The following is a 670-nucleotide window of genomic DNA, read 5'->3' as shown; positions in this document are numbered from 1 at the left end:
CCCGAAGCATATCGGCGTTAGTCCCGTCCTTCATCGACTCCTAGTGTCAAGGCATCCACCGTGCGCCCTTTCTAACTTAACCAAACTAAAAATTAAAAAATATGAGCTACACTGTTATCTAGTTTTCAAAGAACATACATTTATATATGAGAGATAGTTCTCTCAAAACTGAACAAAACGAAACACGGAAACTTTATTGATAAGCAGCGCTTATCAATTCTCCATAGAAAGGAGGTGATCCAGCCGCACCTTCCGATACGGCTACCTTGTTACGACTTCACCCCAATCATCTGTCCCACCTTAGGCGGCTGGCTCCAAAAAGGTTACCCCACCGACTTCGGGTGTTACAAACTCTCGTGGTGTGACGGGCGGTGTGTACAAGGCCCGGGAACGTATTCACCGCGGCATGCTGATCCGCGATTACTAGCGATTCCAGCTTCATGTAGGCGAGTTGCAGCCTACAATCCGAACTGAGAACGGTTTTATGAGATTAGCTCCACCTCGCGGTCTTGCAGCTCTTTGTACCGTCCATTGTAGCACGTGTGTAGCCCAGGTCATAAGGGGCATGATGATTTGACGTCATCCCCACCTTCCTCCGGTTTGTCACCGGCAGTCACCTTAGAGTGCCCAACTTAATGATGGCAACTAAGATCAAGGGTTGCGCTCGTTG

General features: G+C 48.5%; 2 rRNA genes. Both read right to left on the bottom strand.

What is annotated here, in order from left to right:
• Positions 1 to 82, bottom strand: a 23S ribosomal RNA gene (locus tag MR169_RS27920); the annotation flags it as partial.
• A gap of 145 nt (positions 83 to 227) precedes the next feature.
• Positions 228 to 670, bottom strand: a 16S ribosomal RNA gene (locus tag MR169_RS27915); the annotation flags it as partial.

Origin of the sequence: Bacillus cereus group sp. BfR-BA-01349 (genome assembly GCF_022663795.1) — a bacterium.
Taxonomy (GTDB): Bacteria; Bacillota; Bacilli; order Bacillales; family Bacillaceae_G; genus Bacillus_A; species Bacillus_A cereus.
Note: the sequence above shows the minus strand (reverse complement) of the source record. Positions and strands in the feature narration are given on the sequence as shown.